Below are 19,685 nucleotides of genomic sequence, written 5' to 3'. Positions count from 1 at the left end.
CTCGTCGTGCAGTGGTCGTCCTCCGTCGAGCGCGTGCGGCTCTGCCGGGGGCTGACTCGATACTGTGCGGGGCCTCGACGTATGACAAGACAAATCGCGATGGGCAAGGTCACGCCGTCTCCGAGTGACAATCGAGTGATATCGGCAGCGTGATCCTCCGGACTGATGCTCGCCGTCGCCAGTTCGTCGTCTGTCCTCCGCGATGCTCCACTCACAGCGCTGCTCCTTCTGGCGGGGGTGGTCTGGGCCACTCATGCCTCCGGCGTCGATACGGTGTTCGGATGCACGACCACCGACGAGCCGCAGCGCGCCGCACCCACCTGAGCCTCGGGCTCGGTGAGCTCGCGGCGGCTGCGGTCTTCGTGCTGGTAGGGACCACCGTCGTGAGCCCGTGGCTCGGTGACGACAGCTCGTTCGCGCTGTGGGCGGCCCTCGTTCCGCTCGTCGTCGTCTTGGTCCAGGGCGGCGCCTACTGGCTGCTGGCGCGCCGGTGGGTCCTTCGCTCGTCGATGCCCGCGCCCGTGGCGCAGGTCTACCGCGCGCTCCGGGCCGTCGACCCGGTGCTCCTGGCTGCTGGGCTCGTCGGCGTGCTCGCGTGGCTCCCGGAGCGTCCCGTGGCGACGCTCGCGGTCCTCGGCATCTGGGCCTTCGGGGTGGTGGAGTACGTCAACTACTTCGTCGTCCGTCTCGCGTACCCGGCGCGCGGCTGGGTCTCCGACGTCCGCCGGGGGAGACGCCCCCGCCTGGTCCGCGACCTCGCGCGGTAACCTGACCATCGCGCCTGCGGGGGACGGCTCCCGCTCGACCGCGCTCACGACCTCGAGAGGGACCGTCACGATGAGACTCCGGACCGCGTCCGCCTGCCTGGTCGCGCTCGTGCTGCCCCTGAGCGGCTGCATGACGCCCGCCCCGAAGGACTCTTCCCCCGTGGTCGCCGCCCCGAGCCCCGCCCCGAGCCCGACACCGTCCGACGACCCGAGCGACGAGCCCACCGAGGAGGAGCTCCGCCCGCTCGACCCGGAGGCGGACCCGACCGGGTCCACGTCCTCGGGAGCCGGCTCCCCGTCGGCGACCGAGGAGCAGATGTTCGGCAGCGGCGTCCACGACCTGCTGGCCGACGTCGAGGCCGCCGACCTCAGGTCCAGCGACGCGATCTGCCGGGGCGCGGGCCTGCTGCTCTCCGAGATGAGCCGCTCGCAGGTCGAGGCCCGTCAGGACGCGATGGCCGAGGAGGACCTCGATGCGCTCAAGGACCTCCTGGCGCTGTGCGACAAGGTGCTGTCGAGCTGACTCAGAGGTCGACGCTCCACACGGTGACGTGCAGGTGGGTGCCGCGGAACTCGATGTCCTCTGTCCCGCGGACCGTGAACCCCGTGGCGGCGCACAGCGCGTTCGACGCGAGGTTGTCAGCGCTCGGGAAGGCCGTGAGCAGCGGGAACCGACCGTGCTCCCGTGCGTCGTCGACGACGAGCCGGACAGCCGCCGCTGCGTGCCCGCGCCCCTGCGCCTCGGGCACCACGAACCAGCCGGTCTCGTGGACGTCGGCACCGCGCCACGTCGTCGACCACCAGCCGACCGCGCCGACCGGGTCGCCGTCGGCGACGATGCGGAACATGCGGGCCTCGCCCGTCTCCCAGTACCGCAGGTATCGCTCGTGCCGGTCGAGGACCTGCGCCTCGGTCTCCGGTCCGCCGAGGTGGGCCGTCATGCCGGGCGCGTTGCCGGCGCGGAGCAGCGCGAGGTCGTCGTCCGACCACCGGGCGAGGCTCACCTGTGCCATACCCCGAGCATAGGAGCCGCCGGGAGGGCGTCGCTAGGCTGAGGCGATGACGTCGGTCAAGCAGGTCCAGGTCACCTTCGACTGCGCACAGCCGGGACTGCCCGCTGCCCGTCATCCTGCCGGCTGCTCGACGCCGGGTCGTGACCGCGGCCGCCATGCCACCGCCCGCCCCGCGCGCAACGACGCCGGCACGTCGAGGACCCGCTGGTTGCGGCTGCCGCGAAACGGCAGCGTGAGGTCGCGCTCGGCGAGGGTAAACGGTCCGTCGACGAGCACGTCGAGCTCGTGCAGCAGCGCGACCTTGTCGGCGCTCGCGGTGAGCAGCTGCTCGAAGGTGTAGCCGGACCACGCCCAGACGTCCTTGCGGCGCCCGTGCTCGGCGCGCAGCCTGCGGGTGACCCGCAGGCACACGGAGGTGTTGAGGAACGGCTCCCCGCCGAGCAGGCTCAGGCCCTGCACGGACTCGTGGCCGAGGTCCGCGAGGATCTGGTCCTCGAGCCCGGCGGAGTACGGCTGCCCGTACCGGAAGCTCCACGCGGCCTCGTTGAAGCACCCCTTGCACGCGAAGAGGCACCCGCTGACGTAGAGGCTGCAGCGCACGCCCTCGCCGTCGACGAACACGAAGGGCTTGTAGTCGGCGACGTGGTCCTGGCTGAGCCTCGCGGAGAGCCAGTCCGGCTGTGGCTCGCGCACGGCTCAGGCCTCGGTCGTCGGCCGGGGTCGGAGCGCGCCCTCGTCGCCCGCGGGCATGTGCTTGACGCGCGAGGAGATCTCGACGTGCCGCCCGTGCACCATCGGCCGCGCCTGCGGGTTGCCGAGGTACCCGCAGGTCCGCTTGACCACGTCGCAGGTGCGAGGGTCGGAGTTGTCGCACCCCGGGCACGCGAAGCCGCGCGCCGTCGGCGTGAAGTCGCCGGAGAACCCGCAGGCGTAGCAGCGGTCGATCGGCGTGTTGGTCCCCAGGTACCCGACCCGGTCGTAGGCGTAGTCCCACACCGCCTCGAGCGCTCGCGGGTTGTGCTGGAGGATCGGGTACTCGCAGTAGTGGATGAAGCCGCCCGCGGTGAGCTGCGGGTAGTCCTTCTCGAAGTCCAGCTTCTCGAAGGGTGTGGGGTTCTTCCGGACGTCGTAGTGGAAGCTGTTGGTGTAGTAGTCCTTGTCGGTGATGTCCTCGACGGACCCGAACTTGGCCTTGTCGAGGCGGCAGAACCTGTCGGTGAGGCTCTCCGACGGCGTGGAGTACACCGAGAACTTGTAGGAGTGCTCGTTGGTCCACTGCTGCGCGCGGGCGGCGAGCGTCCCGAGGATGTCGAGCGTGAAGTCCTTGGCTGCGGCGTCGCCTTCCCACGCCCCGCCGAAGAACGCTGCAGCGGTCTCGTAGAGCCCGATGTACCCGAGGGACACCGTCGCGCGGCCGTCCCGGAACAGGGTGTCGACCGCCTCGTCGGGGTCGAGCCGCTGCCCGAAGGCGCCGTACCGGTAGAGGATCGGGGCGTTGCCGGGCGTCGCCTCGCGGCACCGGTCGACCCGGAACAGCAGGGCGTCGCGGACGGTGTCGAGCCGCTCGTCGAGCAGCGCCCAGAAGGTCTCCGTGCTCCCGTGCGACTCGAGGGCGATGCGGGGCAGGTTGAGGGTGACGACCCCGAGGTTCATGCGCCCCTCGACCACGTCCTCGCCGTGCTCGTCCTCCCAGCCCTGGAGGAACGACCGGCACCCCATGGGTGCCTTGAAGCTCCCGGTGAGCTCGACGATCTTGTCGTAGCTGAGCACGTCGGGGTACATGCGCTTGGTGGAGCACTCGAGAGCGGTCTGCTTGATGTCGTAGTTGGGGTCGCCTGCCTCGAGGTTCACCCCGCGGCGCAGCGTGAAGATCAGCTTGGGGAAGATCGCCGTGCGGTGCTCCCCGCCGAGCCCCTCGATGCGGATGCGGAGGATGGCCTGCTGGATCTCGCGCTCGAACCAGCCCGTGCCGAGGCCGAAGCCGAGCGACGTGAACGGCGTCTGCCCGTTGGACGTGAACAGCGTGTTGATCTCGTACTCGAGGGACTGCATCGCGTCGTGGATGTCCTTGCGGGTCTTCGCCTCGGCGTACTCGCGGCGACGCCCCGGCTCGCTGACCCACTCCATCGCGTCGGCGAGGTGCTTGGCGAAGTTGCGCTCGGCGTAGGGCGCGAGCAGCTCGTCGATGCGGTTCACGGTGCAGCCGCCGTACTGGCTGGAGGAGACGTTGGCGATGATCTGCGTGATCTGCGCCGTGGCCGTCTGGATGGAGCGCGGGGGCTCGACCTCCGCGTTGCCGATGCGGAACCCCTCGCCGAGCATCGACCGGAAGTCGATGAGGCAGCAGTTGGTCATCGGCGAGTACGGGTGGTAGTCGAGGTCGTGGTAGTGGATCTCGCCCTTCTGGTGGGCGTTGGCGACGTGCGCCGGGAGCATCGTCAGGCCCACGGCCTTGCCGACCGCGCCCGCGGTGAGGTCGCGCTGGGTGTTGAAGACGTCGCTGTCCTTGTTGGCGTTCTCGTTGACGACGCTGCTCGCCTTGCTCAGCAGCTCGCCGATCGAGTGGTTGACGTCCGTCGTGCGGTTGCGGGCCACGTCGCGGCGCACGCGGTAGGCGATGTACGCCTCGGCGACCTCGTAGTGCCGGCTCTCGAGCAGCACGTGCTCGACGACGTTCTGGATCTCGTAGATCTGCACCGTGTCCGTGAACCGTCGGGCGATCTCGGCCCCGACCTGCTCGGTGAGGCCGAGCACCGCCGGGCGGACGAGCTGCGCGGGTCCGACGTGGACGTCGGCGAAGGCCGAGGTGAGCGCGCGCTCCACGCGGGCCGGGTCGTACTCGGCGACCCGGCCGTCCCGCTTGAGCACCGCTGGTGCGAGGCGGGCGGCCGCGCCGACCGGCGCGGCTGCCTCGTCCCTGTCCGTTGCTGCTGCGGTCTGGTCTCCCTCGACGACTGTCACTGCGGGTCTGCTCCCTCGGGTCACGGCTGCTGGTCCGACGCCCACCACCGCGAGCCGAACCAGATCACCGATCTGAAGGCCACTACATACGGGGTTGGTGCGTTGTGAAGAGACTAGATCTTGTGTTCTCTTCGCAGCGGGCCCTAGGTCCCAGGTGCCCCCGGGACGGCAGCCCTCAGGCGGTCGTGACCTCGACCTCGCCGGAGCCGGCGGCGCCGAAGACGATCCGGCGGGTGGCGATCTTGTCGGTGAAGAACCTGTCGTGGCTGACCACCACGACCGCGCCGGGGAAGTGCACGAGGGCGCGCTCCATCACCTGCGTGCTCGAGAGGTCGAGGTGGTTGGTGGGCTCGTCGAGCACCAGCACGGACGCACCCGACAGCAGGCACTGCGCCATGGCGACACGTGAGCGCTGACCACCGGACAGGTTGCCGATCTTCTGCTTGAGGTCCGCGTCGGAGAACTGGAACATCGCGAGGAACCTGTTGACCGACTTGCGGGTCGCGGTGAGCGCGAGGCTGTCCGGCATCGCGTTGACCGCGTGGCTCACGGTGTCGGCGTCGTCGAGCTCGTCGAGGACCTGGTTGTACGAGATCACCGAGGTGCCCTTGGTCCACGCGGCCTGCCCGGAGTCGGCGTCCTCCTCGCCCGTCAGCACCCGCAGGAGCGTCGACTTGCCGGAGCCGTTGGCACCCAGCACGACGATCCGGTTCCCGCGGCGGATCTCGAAGGTGAGTTCGTCGAACAAGCGCTTGTCGCCGTAGGCCTTGCTCAGGCCCTCGACGCGGCACATGACGTCCTTGACGTGCAGGCCGCCGTAGATCTCGGTGATGATCTGGTCGACCGGGCGCGGGGCGCGCGACTTCTTGATCTTGGCGAGCTGGTTGCCCAGGCCCTTGCTCGCGGCCTTCGCCGCCTCGCGCCGGTCGGCGATGCCCTCGGACTCGAAGGCGAGGAGCTCGGACTCGTGGACGAACTGCGCCTCGAGCGTCTTGAGGCGGAACTGCTTCTGCACCACGTACTCCTCGAAGTTCCCCGAGTACTCGTGCAGGTGGAAGTTCTCGACCTCGATGGTGCGGGTGATGACCGCGTCGAGGAACTTGCGGTCGTGCGAGACGACGATCGCCGCGCCGCGGAAGTCTCGGAACCACGCCTCGAGCCACTCGACACCGGCGACGTCGAGATAGTTGGTGGGTTCGTCGAGCAGCAGCACGTCGGGGCGCTCGAGGACGATCTTGGCGAGGGCCGCGCGGTTGCGCCAACCACCGGAGAGCTCGTCGATCGAGCAGGTGCGGTGCGCCTCGTCGAAGCCGAGGGTGGTGAGCGCGGTGTCGATGTGGCGGGAGTAGTCCCAGCCGTCGAGGTGGTCCATCTTCTCGAAGAGGTCTGCCTGGCGCTGCACGAGGGCGTCGAGCGCGGGCCCGTCGGTCGGGTCGGCGGCGATGGCGGCGTCGATCGACGCGAGCTCGGCCTCGACCTCTTTGATCTCGACGAAGAGCGCGTCGAGCACCTCGGTGATGGTCGCGGTGCCGTCGAGCTCGGAGAACTGCGAGAAGTACCCAATCTTGAGCCCCTGGTCGAGGGTGACCGTTCCGCTGTCCGGCTCGACCTGACCGAGCACCAGCTTGAGGAGCGTCGACTTGCCGGACCCGTTCTTGCCGATGAGGCCCACACGGTCTCCAGCCTCGAGGCGGAAGAACGCCTCGCGGAGGATCTGGGTGGAGTCGTAGCGCACGTGGACGTCGTGCAGCCGGATCAGGCTCATCAGGTGTGACCTCTCGGGTGGGGCGCGCAGCTCGGAGAAGTCCGGCCTGGGGGCGGGGTCGATCCTACCGAGTCCGTCGCCCGCTCGGCTGCGTGCGCCCTCCGTCCGACGCGCGCACCGACCGGGGTCTTCCCACCGGGGCTCGCGCAGGTCTAGTTTGCGAGGTGAGTCACCTCTGCGTCCCGGTCCGCCGGGGCGCAGACCTGCGGACGCCGGCGTCCTCGGGTCTGTCGGTCCCGGTCGTGCACCACGCCGCGCTGCGGCAGGAGGTAGGCGTCAGATGGGCAAGAAGCCGAAGAGCCCCGAGGGCTCCAGGGGTGCCGGGGGCACCGAGACCGCCGTCGCGAAGACGACGGTCCTGCAACGGTCCCTCGACGCGATCGAGCGGGCCGGCAACAAGGTGCCGCACCCGGCCGTGATCTTCGTCGGGCTCATCCTCCTGGTGATCGTGCTGTCGCACGTGTTCTACCTCGCCGGCACCTCGGTGACCTTCGACCAGGCGTACGTCAGCGAGCAGGTGACGCCGAGCGGCGAAGAGCTCGTCGGGGACGAGGCGCTGCAGAGCGAGGACCCGCAGGTCGAGCAGGTGACCGTGGGCGTCGAGTCGCTGCTGAGCGCCGACGGCATCCGGTTCCTGTTCACCTCGGCCGTCGACAACTTCAACGGCTTCGGCGTGGTCGGCGTCATCCTCGTCGCCATGATCGGTGTGGGTCTCGCCGAGGAGGCCGGGCTGATCGGCGCCTTCATCAAGCGCCTCGTGAAGATCACGCCGTCGCGCTTCATCACGCTCATCGTCGTGTTCCTCGGGGTGCTGTCCTCGATCGCGACGGACGCCGGCTACCTCGTGCTCATCCCGCTCGCCGCAGCGGTCTTCCACTCGCTCGGGCGGCACCCGCTGGCCGGGCTCGCCGCGGCCTTCGCCGGTGTCGGTGGCGGGTTCGGCGTCAACCTGCTCATCACGCCCATCGACGGGATGCTCACCGAGATCACCAACGAGGCGATCGCCGACCCCGCCCAGCACGTCTCGATCACCGGCAACCTGTACTTCGCGATCGTCTCGACCGTCGTCGTCACCCTCGTCGCGACGCTCGTGACGGAGAAGTTCGTCGAGCCGCGCCTGGGGACCTACCGGGAGGACGAGGCGCCCGCGCCGCTCGGCACCGCTGCCACGCCCGGACCGGACGACCGGGGTGTCTCGGTGGCAGAGCCCGGGGGAGAAGGCACGACGACGATCGCGGCGGCAGGCACCGCACCGCAGGCCGCGGGAGATCTCACCGCAGCAGAGCGTCGCGGGCTGCGGTGGTCTGGGTACGGCCTCGCCGGGGTGACGGCCGCCGTCCTGCTCCTCGCGCTGCCGTCCTGGGGGCCGCTGCGCAACCCCGAGACCGGGAGCCTCGTCGAGGGCTCGCCGCTCATGGGCAGCATCATCGTGCTGATCTTCGTCTACTTCTTCATCATGGGGCTCTGCTACGGCCGCGGTGCCGGGACCATCCGCACGACCACCGACGTCATCGACCCCATGGTCAAGACCGTCGCCGGGCTCTCCGGGCTGATCTTCCTCCTGCTCGTCATCAGCCAGTTCATCGCGTACTTCAACTACTCCAACCTCGGCACCGTCGCCGCGGTGGGCATGGCCGACGCGCTCGAGCAGGCGAACCTCGGCACCGTGCCGCTCATCATCGGGCTCGTCGCCATGACCGCGGTGATCGACATCTTCATCGGCGGGGTGGTCCCCAAGTGGGCGATCTTCGCCCCGATCTTCGTGCCGCTGTTCATCCAGCTCGGCATCTCCCCGAACCTCGCGGTTGCCGCGTACAGGGTCGGGGACTCCCCGATCAACGTCGCGACGCCGCTCATGCCGTACTTCGCGCTCATCGTCATCTTCGCCGAGAAGTACCGCCGGAAGGTGGGTGTGGGGTCGATCATCTCGCTCATGCTCCCGTACACCGTCGCGCTGCTCGTCGTGTGGACCGCGCTGCTGATCGGCTGGTACCTGCTCGGGCTGCCGCTGGGACCCGGCGCGGACGTCTACCTCTGAGGATCCCGCCGCAGCTCAGAGGTCGAGCGCGAAGTGGTGGCTGACGATGCTCATGCGCTCGCGGAGGTAGAAGCGGTGCGCGCCGTGGCGCTGGACGCCCGAGTCGAGGTCGAGCACGGTGCAGCCGACGGAGACGGCGTGCTCGCGCAGGTGCGCGAGCAGCAGCTGGCCGACCCCGCGCGACCGTGCCGCGTCGGCCGTCACGAGGTCGTCGACGTAGAGCTTCTTGAGGGCGGAGGCGTTGACCAGGACGCGCCACCCGGCGACGCCGAGGCAGGTGTCGCCGTCGAAGGCCCCGGTGAACCGCAGTCCCTGGGCAGCGCCGTCGGCGACGACCTGGAGGAGCTCGTCGACGGTCCGGGTGGTGCGCAGCTCCTGGAGCACCAGGGCGGCCTGCGCCCATGCGGGGTGTCCGGCGGGGAGGTCGACGATCTGCACGCGGGGTCCTTCGGTCGGGCGACAGGTGGTCCTCGATCCTAGGTCCGACGACCTGCGGAGATCACCCGGACCGCCGTTCGATCCCAAGGTAAGGTGAGGCTCACCTATCTCGACGGACGACGGAGCTGCACGTGGCACGCACCAACCTCAGCGCGACCCGGCTCAAGCCCGAGGTCTCCGAGCTCCTCACCCTCGAGGTCTTGCGACGCGAGCAGGTCTCGCCCAGCTTCGTCCGCGTGACGCTCGGCGGAGGCGACGCGGAGAAGTTCGTCCCGATGGGCTTCGACCAGTGGTTCCGGCTCTTCATCCCCGTCGCCGACGGCACGCTCGGTCGCCTCCCGCAGAAGCTGGACACCCTGTCCTACCTGAGGTTCCTGACCATCTCGAAGGCCACCCGACCGGTGCTGCGCAACTACACCGTGCGCGCCTACCGTGCCGACGGACCGCGTGGCCCCGAGATCGACGTCGACCTCGTGGTCCACGGCTCTGTCGCCGACGGCACCTCGGGTCCCGCCGCCACCTGGGCCCAGACCTGCACCCCGGGCGACGTCGTCGCGATCCTCGACGAGGGCATCGGCTTCAACCCGCCCGCCGGCGTCGACCGCGTCCTCCTCGTCGCCGACGAGACGGGCCTCCCTGCCGTCGCCGGGATCCTCGCCTCGCTGCCCGCGACCGCCACGGGGACAGCCGTGGTCGAGATCCCTGCCGACGGGGACCAGCAGGACATGACCGCGCCCCCGGGCGTCGAGGTCCGCTGGGTCGTGCGCACCGACCCGCACGCCGTCCCGGGGCGGGCCGCGCTCGCGGCCGTCCAGGCGTTCCCGGTCACCGACGAGCCGTTCTACGGCTGGGCCGTCGGCGAGGCAGCCCTGCCGGTCGCCCTCCGCAGGCACTGGGTCGCCGCCGGGCTCCCCAAGGAGAACATCATGTTCTGCGGCTACTGGAAGGTCGGCAAGGCGCACTGAGGGCATCGGCTTGTCCGGCTGCAGCACCTCCGGCATGCTGTCGCGCGTGACCGTCTCGAGCGCCCCCGTGACCCCGTCGACGCTGCAGACCGTCCTCGTCGGCCCGCCTGCGAGCGGGAAGTCGACCGTCGGCGAGCTGCTCGCCGAGGCGACCGGGCGCCCCTTCGTCGACGCCGACGCGGCCAGCGCCGACTTCTACGCGGAGGTCGGCTGGTCGGTCGAGCGTCTGGGGGAGCGTGCCTCGGAGGTCGGCTTCGCCCAGGCGCACGGCGAGTGGGAGGTGGCGCTGGCCCAGGCGGTCGAACGCCTCGTCGAGACCTCGCCCGGAGCCGTCCTGTCCCTCGGGGTGGGGCACTCGCACGTCACCGACGACGCGCTCTTCGCACGCGTGGTCCGTGCGCTGGCCTCGGCGGACCAGGTGGTCCTGCTCCGGCCGTCGGCCGACCCGGCCGTCTCGCTCGAGGTGCTGCGGCGGCGCTGCGTCGCCGACAAGGGCACCACCTGGCACGTGGGCGACGAGGACTGGCTCGCGATGTGGCTCACCGACGGGCGCGACGAGGCGGTCGCGACGCACCTGGTGCTCACCGGGGACGACACCCCGGCCGAGACCGTGGCGGCCGTCGCGGCTCTCGGCGGCCGCTGAGGTCTCACCCTCGACACCCCTGGGGCTGCTGGAGGGACGCGCGCTAGCCTCGGACGATGCGACTCGTCCGCGCGAACCTCTTCCCTGCCCTCGTCGTCCTCGGGGCGCTCTTCGTCACGGGCGGCGGGATCGTCGTCATGCGGGGCCAGGAGTCGGCGTCTGCGGGGTGGTGGACCTCGTGGTCGTCGCCAGACTCCGTGGGCATGCTCTCGTCCGAGCTCCAGACGGTCAGCACCGTGTCCCTCTGGGGCGCGGCGGTGACCGTCGCGGGCCTGCTCGTGCTCGTCGGCACCTTCGCGTACGTCGCCGGCCTGGGGCACGGCAGGCGCGACGCTGGCGTGGAGCGAGACAGCCAGGCATAGGCACAGGGGCCCTCGGCCTGCTGACCTGCGCGGCTTGGGCGCAGCCGGTCAGGCGACGGCAGTCGCCTGTGAGCCGTTGCGCAGCCGCTCGCCCTGCGCCCGGTCGCGGATGCCTCGCAGCATCCGCTGCGTCATGACCGCGCTCACCCATCCGACCGGCTCGGCGACGGCTGCCGACCATGCTGCGGTGTACCCGTAGCGCTCACGGACGACGAGCCGGCAGGTGTCCTCGCCCGTGGGGACGAGCACGAACGCCCAGGAGAACTCGTACGGGGCGGGGCCGGTCGAGGTCACCGCCCGGCCGTGGTCGTCGAGGACGAGGGGCTCGCGCGGGTCGGTGGGGTCGCAGTCCCCGGAGAGCACGACGGCGCGGCCAGGGACGACCTCCTCGACCGTCAGGGCGACCCGCGGGGCGAGCCGCACGGTGTCCCCGACGTCGAGCGACTGCAGCTCGGGCATCACGCGGTCCGCGCTCCGGACCCCCAGGCCTGCGAGGTTCTCGAGCCGGTCGTAGCTGTAGAAGCCACCCCGGCCCTGGCCGACCTGCACCACCCACGGCCACACCTCGCGGCACGGTGCGTCGATGGTGATCGCACGGGTCGCGACGAGGTCGGGGTGGGCGACGAGCTCGTCGCCCGGGAGCGGGCGCCAGCGTTCGTAGGCGGTCGAGCCCCAGCCGAGCGCCGCAGACCGGGCGGCTGTGATGCAGGTGGCCGCTGCGGCGGCAGAGGCGGCGAGCAGTGCGAGCTGGACGGGACGACGAGTTATCACCCCAGTCAAGCGTGGTGGCCGCGCGTGCCGCATCGGACGAACGTCCCGTACCGGACGTGACGTGGCGCCGACATCACCCTCGATCTCGGCCCCTGAGCGGCGCATACTCAGGGGGTGGGCTCGGTGCGGTGCTCTGGACCGGTCCCGCAGGCAGACCATCCGCCACGACGATCGGGACGACGATGACCACGCTGAACCCCTACCTCAACTTCCGCGGCACCGCTCGTGAGGCGATCACCTTCTACCAGTCCGTCCTCGGCGGCGAGCTGACGCTGTCGACCTTCGGCGAGTTCCAGATGGCTCAGGACCCGTCGCAGGCGGACCTGGTGATGCACTCCCAGCTCACCACCGACGGTGGGCTCGTCCTCATGGCCTCCGACACCCCCGACGGCATGGACCTCACCGTCGGCTCGAACGTCTCGATCTCCCTCAGCGGCGACGACGAGGCCGAGATCCGCGGGTACTGGGACGGCATCACCGCCGACGGCCAGGTGACCGTGCCCTTCGAGCAGGCGCCGTGGGGCGACTACTTCGGGATGGCGGTGGACCGCTTCGGGATCAACTGGCTCTTCAACCTCACCGGCGCCGCCGCACAGGGCTGACACCCTGTCCTGACGCAGGAGTGTTGACGCCCTCGCGTCGTGGTCGACCGGCGTCCGTCGGTCGACCACGACGCAGATGGACATCTCGCTGCTCTCGTGCCAGCCTCGTCCCAGCCCTGGTCGTCGCCCCAGGCCCGCGCGGGACCGGCGGGCCCGTGGCTCCGCCCACCGGCTGAACAGCGGTCGGGCGACGTGCGCCGGCTGCGAGGACCCGACGGTGCCCTGCGGACCGTCGCCGACGAGAGAAGATCGATGGTCACGCTTGCCTATGTCATCGCTGGATCCGAGGCCACTGGTGGCGCGGGGATCCAGGCCGACCTGAAGACGTTCCAGCAGCTGGGCGTCTACGGCGTCGGGACGCTCACCTGCATCGTGTCGTTCGACCCGAAGGCCGGCTGGGGGCACAGGTTCGTGCCGGTGGCGCCCGAGGTGATCGCGGACCAGTTCGAGGCTGCGACGAGCTGCCACGACCTCGACGTGGTGAAGATCGGCATGCTGGGGACCCCTGCGACCATCGACGTGGTCGCCCGCTCGCTCGCGAGCCAGCCGTGGCGGCACGTGGTCCTCGACCCCGTCCTCATCTGCAAGGGCCAGGAGCCCGGCGCGGCCCTCGACACGGACACGGCGCTGCGCGAGCAGATCCTCCCGCTCGCCACGGTGATCACCCCGAACGTCTTCGAGGCCAAGACCCTCGCGGGCATGGACTCGATCACGACGGTCGCGGACCTCGAGGAGGCAGCACGGCGCATCTACGACCTCGGGCCGCGCTACGTGGTGGTCAAGGGCGGCGTCGAGCTCGACGGCCCCGACGCCGTGGACCTGCTCTTCGACGGCGAGGAGGTCACCGTGTACTCGACGCCCAAGATCGGCCAGGAGCGGGTCAGCGGCGCCGGGTGCACCTTTGCCGCGGCAATCACGGCCGAGCTCGCGAAGGGCACGGACGTGCCGGAGGCCGTCGCCGTCGCCAAGCGGCTCGTCACGGCGGGCATCACCGAGCGCGTCAGCTCGAACGCCCCCTTCGACGCCGTCTGGCAGGGCGCTGGGGTCTGAGCAGGCGTTCACGCCCGGACCCAGACCCAGGCGGCCCGGGCGGCGACCGCATCCCCGGGTGAGGGATGATGGTCACCACCGATCGACGAACGAGGTAGCTGTGAGCGAGAAGACCGAAGAAGAGCTGACCGTCTGGATCAAGGAGCAGATCGACGCGTACGACGCCGGGACCATCGACCCCGACCTCGCTGCGCACCTCGACGCCGAGATCCCCGGCTGGAACGACGCGGGCGCGCGCGCCCGGGTGACGCCCGAGCCCGCGATCGAGGACACCGAGGCCATGGCCGCGTGGATCGAGGTCAACCGTGCGGCGCACGTCGCCGGATCGCTCCCCGAGGGGCGTGCCGCGTACCTCGACTCGATCGCGCCCGGCTGGTCCGAGCCGACCGCGGCCGACGAGCAGCCTGCAGCCGACGAGAAGCCCGTGGAGTCGACGGAGGCCTGACCTCCGCTGTGCCACTCGTGCCGCTGCGCGCAGCACGATGCCCTCGCCCCCTTCTGGGGGCGAGGGCATCGTCGTCTGCGGGGAGCGGCCGTGCTCAGCGGCGGGCGCGGCGGACCAGGGCCCACGTGGTCGGCAGGGCGGCAGCCACCAGGAGGGCCTTGACCGTGTCTCCGACGAGGAACGGTGCGACGCCCAGGCGCAGGGCGGTCGCGAGGTCGACGTCGAGGAAGGCCATGAGCCAGGGGACGCCGCCGGCGTAGACGACCACAGAGGCCAGCAGCACCAGACCGACCGAGCGCAGCGGGGTCTTGTCCTGCCCGCGTCGGGCGAGGTACCCGGCGAGGGCGGCCGCCGGCAGGTACGCCAGGATGTAGCCGAAGGACGCGAAGGCCCACCCGCTACCACCGTCACCGTAGACGGGCGCTCCGAGCATGCCGACCAGGACGTAGAGCGCGATGCTCAGGCTGCCGCGTGCGGTCCCGAGCGCCGCGCCGGTGAGAAGCACGCCGAGCGTCGCGAGGCTGATCGGCACGGGCGTGAAGGGCAGCGGGACCGCGACCTGCGCGAGCACCGTGACCACGAGCGTGCCGGAGAGCACGAGCAGCGTGTCGACCGCGGTCTGTGAGAGCGCGACGGGCCGGGGCAGCAGGTCGGCCAGGACGAGCCGGTCGAGAGGTGCTCGACCGGGGCCGAGCGGGAGGGCGGTGGACATGGGAGGCTCCTGACATGAACGGCGTTCAAGTAGTTGAACGGCGTTCAAGGTATCTGGCCTGTGCGGTAGCGTCAAGCACCGCGAGCGACCCCGCGCCCCCGCAGGCGCACGCACCACCAGACCTGCACCTCCGACGTCCAGCCAGAAGGGTGAGAGCGCAGACCGTGGCACTGACCAGCAAGGACGTCGTCGACGCGGCGATCGCCATCCTCGACGAGTACGGTCTCGGCGACCTCACCATGCGGCGGCTCGCGACCGCGCTCGGCGTCCAGCCCGGCGCCCTGTACTGGCACGTGGCCAACAAGCAGGCGCTGCTCGGTGCCGTCGCCGACACGATCCTCGACGGTCTCGACGACGACATGCCGTCGGGCGACTGGGACCTGCGCTTCAACGAGCTGGCCCACCGGCTGCGCGCGGCGCTCCTCGCGCACCGCGACGGCGCCGAGGTGGTCGCGGCCGCGCACGCGCTGCGCACCGGGCGGGGGAGCACCCTCGTCCTGCTCACCCAGGTGCTCACCGACGCCGGCTTCACCGAGGTCGAGGCGGAGCTCGCCGCGCTGGCGGTGCTGCACTACGTGCTGGGCCACACCGTCGACGAGCAGGGGCACGCCCAGTCGGCGGGCCTCGTCGCGGGCGCGGCGTCACCGGGCGCGACGGAGGGGATCGCCGACGGTCCGCAGACCGTTGACGACCCCCTCCTGGGTGAGACCGCGCGCTTCGGCTTCGGCCTCAGCGTGTTCGTGGACGGGCTCCGGGCCCGGCTGACCTGACCGGTCCGCCCGAGCCGCCCGGCCCCTGCCTCAGGAGACCCCGAGGTCCGAGATGATCTGGACGCGGGGCATGGTGGCGAGGAGCACGCCGGGCAGCGTGATCTTCGACCGGCGTACCCCCGAGCCGATGACGATCCACCCGGCCTTGGCGCCGTCGTCGAGGAGCACGGGCCACTGCTTGCCCAGCCCGATCGGGCTGATGCCGCCGTACTCCATGCCCGACTCGGTGACGGCGCGGTCGACGGGGACGAACGACGCCTTGCGCACGTTGAGCAGCGACTTCACGGTCCCGTTGATGTCGGCCCGCGACGACGCGCGCACGGCGGCGGCCGCGGTGCGCTCGACGCCCTCGCGCTTGCCCGCCACGAGCACGCAGTTGACCGACTGGGTCATCGTCACGTCGTAGGCGTCGCACATCGCGGCGGTGTCTGACACCTCGGGGTCGATCTCCGCCACGAACACCTTGTCCGCGACCGTCGGGTCCGCCTCGGCCCACTCGAGCAGCGCCGCGTGCGTCACGGGGGCGAGGAGCTCGGGGTGGTCGACGGCGCGCAGCCACGTGAGCGTCCCGATGGACGGGGTCGCGGCCGGGGGCTGTGTGCTGTCGGTCCCGGGGTGGGCGATGCCGGACGTAGAGATGTCGGGAGTGTGGTGGTCAGGCATGGTTGCAGGCTATCCCAGCTGGAACGTGGCGGTGAGCGTGGCCCGCGCGATCGTGTGGAACACGGCCGTGAAGTGCACCACGGCGGGGCTGACCTCGGGGTCGAGGTCGAGGGTGTCGACGTCGAGGGCGTGCACGGCGAACACGTAGCGGTGCGGGCGGTCGCCCTGGGGCGGGGCCGCGCCGAGGTAGTCGAACTCGCCGCCGTCGTTGCGCACGTGGAAGGCAGCGCCGGGCAGCATGAGGTCGCTCGACCCGTCGCCCTGGGCGAGCTCGGTCACCTCGAGGGGCACGTCGACGACGTTCCAGTGCCACCAGCCGGAGGGGACCGGGGCGTCGGGGTCGAACATGCTCACCAGGAACGACTGGGTCGCCTCGGGGAAGCCGGACCAGGTCAGGTGCGGAGACGTGCTGCCGCCACCAGCGGAGAACTCGTCGGCGAGGGGGGCGCCCTCGGTGACGTCCTCGCTGGTGAGCGAGAAGGACGGGACGGCGGGGAGGAGGGAGTAGGGCTCGGGTGCGATCGCGCGGCTCAGATCCATGTCTCCATCATGGACTCTCGGGAGGGGGCGACGCACACCCGGACCGTGACGAGGCCCGGACCACCAGCCACGGGTCGAGCGACACCGAGCGCCGCGGGCGGTGCTGCCCGTCGCCGAGCCGGGCCGTCAGCAGCTCGACAGCGGTCCGGCCCACCTCGCTCTTGGGCGGGCGGACCGCTGTGAGCGCCGGCTCGGCCATGCTCGCGACCTCGTCGTCGTAGGCGACGACCGCGAGGTCCTCGGGTACCCGGACCCCGTGGTCCGAGCAGAGCTGCAGCAGCGCGACGGCCTCCGGGTCGGAGTGGACGAGCAGGGCGGTGGTCCCGGTCTGCCGGACACGCCCCAAGTGCTCGAGGAGCGCCCGCTCCCGGGCCTCGTCACCGGGGGCGTCGGCCCGCCCGACGAGGTCGTCGCCGCAGGGCATCCCGAGCTCGTGGCAGGTGCGCCGCCAGCCGTCGGTGATGAGGTCGGCGTGCGGGCTCGTCGCCGTGACGACGCCGACGCGGCGGTGGCCCTGGGCGTGCAGGTGCCGCACAGCCAGGCCGGCGCCGAAGGCGTGGTCGGTCCGCACGTGCTCGAGGTGCTGGGTGTGCACGTCCGGGGGAGGCTGGCGCTCGACCAGCACGACCGGCACCTGGAGCGCGTCGAGCCACCGCAGCAGGTCGTGGCCCTCCTCGCCGTCCACCTGAGGAGCCACGAGAAGGCCGTCGACCTCCTGCGACTCGAGCAGCCGCCGGATGTTGGTGCGGTCCGCGCTCGCGCTGTACGAGGAGCCGCGGACCACGACACGGTCTCGGCCGAGAGCAGCCGCGGCGCGAGCGCCGTGGACCACCTGCGGCCAGTAGAAGCTCAGGGAGGGCACCACCATGCCGAGGGTGAACCGCACGGTCTCCGGGCCGGCCTGCCCCTGCGCCGTCCGCCCCCTGCGCCCGAGGTCGAGGTCGCTGCGCAGCGTCGCGCCGCCGTGCACGCGCGTGACGAGCCCTGCCTCGGCGAGCGCCGTGACGTCGCGACGGACCGTGATCTCGCTGACGCCCAGCTCGGCGGCGAACCGGCTCACGCGGACCGAGCCGTCCCGGCGGAGCTCGTCCATGAGCCGCTCGCGCCGCTGGAGCGCGAAGCGGTGCGGGGACCCGTGGTCGGGCGGCGTCCCGGTCACGGCTGGGCTCCCGCGGTCACCGTGACGGTGAAGCCTGCGTGGTCCTGCCCTGCCGGGACGAGGACGAGGTCGAGCCGGGTGAGGCGCTCGCCCCAGACGCCGGCGAGCAGCGGGTCGTCGACCTTCCGGGTCGTCAACCGCGCCGTCGCGGCAGCGGCGTCCCACCGCAGCACCGCGTCCCGCGAGGTCCCCGGTGCGCGGACCGAGGCCTCGCCCTCGTCGGTGAGGCGCACCTCGCCGTGCAGCAGGAGCCGGACCTCGTCGGCCGGGACCTGGTGGTCGCCGCCCTGGCCGTCGTCGTCGTGGCTGCCGTCGTCCGTGCGGGTGCGAGTGTCGAGGACCGTCACCTCCCTGCGGGCGCGGTCGAGGGTCGCCGTCCGTCGCCACGTCCCGGGAGTCGTCCCGGGGTAGGCGTCGGACAGGTCGAGGGACAGCGACGACCGGTCCGCGCTCGTCTCGACGTGCACGTCGGCCGCGCCGTGGTCGCGACCGGCCGCCTGCTCGGCGCCGGCGACGACAGGCACCGTGTGCCAACCGCTCTGCATGGTCCAGATCTCGTACCGGTCCGGCCCGAAGGTCTGCGCGGTGTAGGTGGGCTGCCCCGCGTCGACCACCACGGGCACGCCGTCGAGGGCCACCGAGACCGAGCCGACGTCGTTGTGGTTGTGGTGCTCGCCGTTGTGCCCACCCTTGACCGCGAGGGTCAGGCCCTCGGCGCTGCCCGCCGTCTCACGGGCCACGAGCAGCTGGACCGAGGGGAGCCACGTCTCCCGCGGCAGGGGCGGGTCGACGGGTGCCGCCGCCACCCACCCCGGGGTCGAGAGCCCCAGCAGCGCCCGACCCAGCCCGGCGTCCTCGGTCACCACGGGCGCTCCGGGGCGGCGGTGCGAGTCGGCGTGCGCGGTGACGGCGGGGTCGTCGATCAGCCTGCCCCAGCGGTGCAGCACGTGCCACGGCTGGTCGGCCGGAGGGCGCGCCGGACCGTCGGCGACGTTGACGTACCAGGGGCCGGCGACCTGCATGCGGTGCGGGAACCGTGCGGTCTCCCGGACGGTGGGCACCCCCGTCGCGTCGAGCGCACCGCCGGTCGCGGCCGACAGCAGCTCGAGGGCCTCGAGCGCCCGGCCCGCGCCGTTCCACCAGTAGCTGTAGCCCTCGTCGATGGCGCCGTCGGGCGGGACCGACGCCACGAAGCGGTCGAGCCCGTCGACCACCAGCCCGACGAGCGTCGCGGCCTCGTCCGGGTCGTCGACGAGGCCGAGGGTCGCCGCCAGGACGTTGCCGTGGATCCACGGGTTCCAGTTGTGCACGTCGCCGTCGAGACCCAGCCAGTGCCAGTCCCGTCGTCGGACGAAGGGCTCGAGGACCCGGGTCCGGGCCTCGTGCCGCACGCGTGCCCGGATACCCGGCGCACGGGCGTCGAGCGCCTCGCCGAGGAGGGCGTCCACCCACGCGAGCTGCCCCACCACCTCGCCCGCACCCAGGTCGAGGTACGGGTCGGTCACGGTCGGCGTCACCGACCCGTGCACCGTGAAGGTGTCGTCGTGGGCGGCCCACGACCAGCTGCTCTGCTCGCACAGCAGCAGCACGCCGTCGACGGTCTCGTCGAGCCACGCGACGTCACCCGTCCAGGCCGCCGTGAGCGCCGCGCGGCTCAGCCGGCGCTGGCGCTCGCGGACACGGTCCTCGTAGGCGGTCCGGTTGCCGTCGCGGAAGTACCGCGCGTAGTGGCTGGCCAGGGGAGCAGGCCACGGGGCCGCCAGGTCCGTCTCGGCGCGCGTGGCGACCGCGGCGAGCGTCGGGGCGTCGACGGACTCCCAGTGGCTGCGGTCTCCCGCAGGGGTCACCGGCAGGCCCAGGGCGAGCGTGCGGACGAGGTCGCCGTGGTGCAGGGCCTTCCCCCACGCGGCCACGAGCGGCCCGGGGGTGCTGCGCGCGGGGGAGGCACCCTGGGGCGTCGGGAGGTTCTCAGGTGCCATGCTCTGCTCGCTGCCCCTCGAACCACGATGTTCGAGTCTGAT

General features: G+C 71.6%; 21 protein-coding genes. 10 read left to right on the top strand and 11 right to left on the bottom strand.

The window, feature by feature from the left end:
- Positions 1-281 precede the first annotated feature (281 nt).
- On the top strand, positions 282-767 hold the full coding sequence (locus tag SKED_RS10565) for a hypothetical protein (protein ID WP_012867141.1): 486 nt from the start codon (positions 282-284) through the stop codon (positions 765-767).
- 70 nt (positions 768-837) lie between these two features.
- Positions 838-1,290, top strand: a complete 453-nt coding sequence (locus tag SKED_RS10560; RefSeq protein ID WP_012867140.1) for a hypothetical protein — start codon at positions 838-840, stop codon at positions 1,288-1,290.
- Between the two features lies 1 nt (position 1,291).
- On the opposite strand, the gene SKED_RS10555 is transcribed toward SKED_RS10560, so the two are convergent.
- The 4 genes from SKED_RS10555 to SKED_RS10540 all read right to left on the bottom strand — a co-directional run bounded on the left by SKED_RS10555 (position 1,292) and on the right by SKED_RS10540 (position 6,506).
- On the bottom strand, positions 1,292-1,780 hold the full coding sequence (locus SKED_RS10555) for a GNAT family N-acetyltransferase (protein WP_042437975.1): 489 nt from the start codon (positions 1,778-1,780) through the stop codon (positions 1,292-1,294).
- Positions 1,781-1,891: 111 nt separating this feature from the next.
- Positions 1,892-2,473: an anaerobic ribonucleoside-triphosphate reductase activating protein gene (gene nrdG / locus SKED_RS10550; RefSeq protein ID WP_012867138.1), complete on the bottom strand. Its 582-nt coding sequence runs from the start codon at positions 2,471-2,473 to the stop codon at positions 1,892-1,894.
- A 3-nt stretch (positions 2,474-2,476) separates the two neighbouring features.
- Entirely contained in the window at positions 2,477-4,741 is a 2,265-nt protein-coding gene (gene nrdD, locus SKED_RS10545; protein WP_012867137.1) for an anaerobic ribonucleoside-triphosphate reductase, read from the bottom strand.
- 175 nt (positions 4,742-4,916) lie between these two features.
- Positions 4,917-6,506, bottom strand: coding sequence for an ABC-F family ATP-binding cassette domain-containing protein (locus SKED_RS10540; protein WP_012867136.1), 1,590 nt, complete (start codon positions 6,504-6,506; stop codon positions 4,917-4,919).
- 280 nt (positions 6,507-6,786) lie between these two features.
- On the opposite strand from SKED_RS10540, the gene SKED_RS10535 reads away from it, so the two are divergent.
- Positions 6,787-8,544 carry an AbgT family transporter gene (locus SKED_RS10535; RefSeq protein ID WP_012867135.1) on the top strand — a complete coding sequence of 586 codons (1,758 nt, stop codon included), beginning with the start codon at positions 6,787-6,789 and terminating at the stop codon, positions 8,542-8,544.
- Between the two features lie 15 nt (positions 8,545-8,559).
- Here SKED_RS10535 and SKED_RS10530 read toward each other — a convergent pair whose 3' ends face one another.
- Complete coding sequence (locus SKED_RS10530; protein ID WP_012867134.1) at positions 8,560-8,982, bottom strand: GNAT family N-acetyltransferase; 423 nt, start codon at positions 8,980-8,982, stop codon at positions 8,560-8,562.
- A 131-nt stretch (positions 8,983-9,113) separates the two neighbouring features.
- Here SKED_RS10530 and SKED_RS10525 point away from each other — a divergent pair, with 131 nt between their 5' ends.
- Genes SKED_RS10525 through SKED_RS10515 form a run of 3 tightly spaced genes read left to right on the top strand, consistent with a single transcriptional unit; the run spans position 9,114 to position 10,952 of the window.
- Entirely contained in the window at positions 9,114-9,947 is an 834-nt protein-coding gene (locus SKED_RS10525) for a siderophore-interacting protein (protein ID WP_012867133.1), read from the top strand.
- A 46-nt stretch (positions 9,948-9,993) separates the two neighbouring features.
- Positions 9,994-10,590: a shikimate kinase gene (locus SKED_RS10520; protein WP_169310142.1), complete on the top strand. Its 597-nt coding sequence runs from the start codon at positions 9,994-9,996 to the stop codon at positions 10,588-10,590.
- Between the two features lie 56 nt (positions 10,591-10,646).
- Positions 10,647-10,952, top strand: a complete 306-nt coding sequence (locus tag SKED_RS10515) for a hypothetical protein (protein WP_012867131.1) — start codon at positions 10,647-10,649, stop codon at positions 10,950-10,952.
- Between the two features lie 48 nt (positions 10,953-11,000).
- Here SKED_RS10515 and SKED_RS10510 read toward each other — a convergent pair whose 3' ends face one another.
- Entirely contained in the window at positions 11,001-11,723 is a 723-nt protein-coding gene (locus SKED_RS10510) for a hypothetical protein (RefSeq protein ID WP_012867130.1), read from the bottom strand.
- Between the two features lie 182 nt (positions 11,724-11,905).
- Between SKED_RS10510 and SKED_RS10505 the strand changes: the two genes are divergently transcribed.
- The 3 genes from SKED_RS10505 to SKED_RS10495 all read left to right on the top strand — a co-directional run bounded on the left by SKED_RS10505 (position 11,906) and on the right by SKED_RS10495 (position 13,820).
- Entirely contained in the window at positions 11,906-12,325 is a 420-nt protein-coding gene (locus tag SKED_RS10505; RefSeq protein WP_012867129.1) for a VOC family protein, read from the top strand.
- A 252-nt stretch (positions 12,326-12,577) separates the two neighbouring features.
- Positions 12,578-13,375, top strand: a complete 798-nt coding sequence (thiD, locus tag SKED_RS10500) for a bifunctional hydroxymethylpyrimidine kinase/phosphomethylpyrimidine kinase (RefSeq protein ID WP_012867128.1) — start codon at positions 12,578-12,580, stop codon at positions 13,373-13,375.
- A 100-nt stretch (positions 13,376-13,475) separates the two neighbouring features.
- Positions 13,476-13,820, top strand: coding sequence for a hypothetical protein (locus tag SKED_RS10495; protein ID WP_012867127.1), 345 nt, complete (start codon positions 13,476-13,478; stop codon positions 13,818-13,820).
- Between the two features lie 94 nt (positions 13,821-13,914).
- On the opposite strand, the gene SKED_RS10490 is transcribed toward SKED_RS10495, so the two are convergent.
- Positions 13,915-14,532 carry a biotin transporter BioY gene (locus SKED_RS10490; RefSeq protein ID WP_012867126.1) on the bottom strand — a complete coding sequence of 206 codons (618 nt, stop codon included), beginning with the start codon at positions 14,530-14,532 and terminating at the stop codon, positions 13,915-13,917.
- A gap of 164 nt (positions 14,533-14,696) precedes the next feature.
- Between SKED_RS10490 and SKED_RS10485 the strand changes: the two genes are divergently transcribed.
- Positions 14,697-15,302 (top strand): TetR/AcrR family transcriptional regulator C-terminal domain-containing protein, encoded by a 606-nt coding sequence (locus SKED_RS10485; RefSeq protein WP_217167865.1) that lies wholly within the window; start codon positions 14,697-14,699, stop codon positions 15,300-15,302.
- Between the two features lie 30 nt (positions 15,303-15,332).
- Here SKED_RS10485 and SKED_RS10480 read toward each other — a convergent pair whose 3' ends face one another.
- Genes SKED_RS10480 through SKED_RS10465 form a run of 4 tightly spaced genes read right to left on the bottom strand, consistent with a single transcriptional unit; the run spans position 15,333 to position 19,643 of the window.
- Positions 15,333-15,965 carry a YbaK/EbsC family protein gene (locus SKED_RS10480; RefSeq protein WP_012867124.1) on the bottom strand — a complete coding sequence of 211 codons (633 nt, stop codon included), beginning with the start codon at positions 15,963-15,965 and terminating at the stop codon, positions 15,333-15,335.
- A gap of 9 nt (positions 15,966-15,974) precedes the next feature.
- Positions 15,975-16,505, bottom strand: a complete 531-nt coding sequence (locus SKED_RS10475; RefSeq protein WP_012867123.1) for a YbhB/YbcL family Raf kinase inhibitor-like protein — start codon at positions 16,503-16,505, stop codon at positions 15,975-15,977.
- A gap of 7 nt (positions 16,506-16,512) precedes the next feature.
- Positions 16,513-17,664 carry a LacI family DNA-binding transcriptional regulator gene (locus SKED_RS10470; protein ID WP_012867122.1) on the bottom strand — a complete coding sequence of 384 codons (1,152 nt, stop codon included), beginning with the start codon at positions 17,662-17,664 and terminating at the stop codon, positions 16,513-16,515.
- Complete coding sequence (locus SKED_RS10465; RefSeq protein WP_012867121.1) at positions 17,661-19,643, bottom strand: heparinase II/III domain-containing protein; 1,983 nt, start codon at positions 19,641-19,643, stop codon at positions 17,661-17,663. The genes SKED_RS10470 and SKED_RS10465 overlap by 4 nt, the downstream gene beginning before the upstream one ends.
- Between the last annotated feature and the right edge of the window lie 42 nt (positions 19,644-19,685).

The sequence above is a fragment of the Sanguibacter keddieii DSM 10542 genome (genome assembly GCF_000024925.1).
GTDB lineage: Bacteria > Actinomycetota > Actinomycetes > Actinomycetales > Cellulomonadaceae > Sanguibacter > Sanguibacter keddieii.
This window is presented reverse-complemented; position numbering and strand designations above follow the sequence as displayed.